Below are 417 nucleotides of genomic sequence, written 5' to 3'. Positions count from 1 at the left end.
ATCGAGGTCACCAACCGCTTCCTGTTCTCCGAGGACACCGCCACCTTCCTCAGCGGATCCCCCGCGGTGAAGGACTTCCGGCTCACCAACGAGGCGATCCTCGGCGCGCTGATGGACGATCACTCCGTACCGCTGGCGTTCCTGCAGAGCAGCGTGGGCTTCTTCGACGGCGGGCCCGTCGTCGACAAGAACTTCCCCGTCGCCAACGGGAGCGAGGAGCAACCGGCGCTGTTCGGCGGCGAGTACAAGGCCATCCCCGACCGGCCGGGCGGGCCGCTCTACACCTGGCGGAACTACGACCGAGTCGGCGACCCCGACGACTCCGGGTACCGGTCGGCCGACGGGACACCGTTCACCGACGCGGGCAAGGAGGTCACCGACATCCAGGAACTGGCCCGCAGCATGGCCAAGCAGCCA

General features: G+C 68.1%; 1 pseudogene. It reads left to right on the top strand.

Annotated elements, in window-relative coordinates:
• A pseudogene (locus TN53_RS42595) lies at positions 1-417 on the top strand (hypothetical protein); the annotation flags it as partial.

It is taken from the genome of Streptomyces sp. WM6386 (assembly GCF_000972385.1).
Taxonomy (GTDB): domain Bacteria; phylum Actinomycetota; class Actinomycetes; order Streptomycetales; family Streptomycetaceae; genus Streptomyces.
Note: the sequence above shows the minus strand (reverse complement) of the source record. Positions and strands in the feature narration are given on the sequence as shown.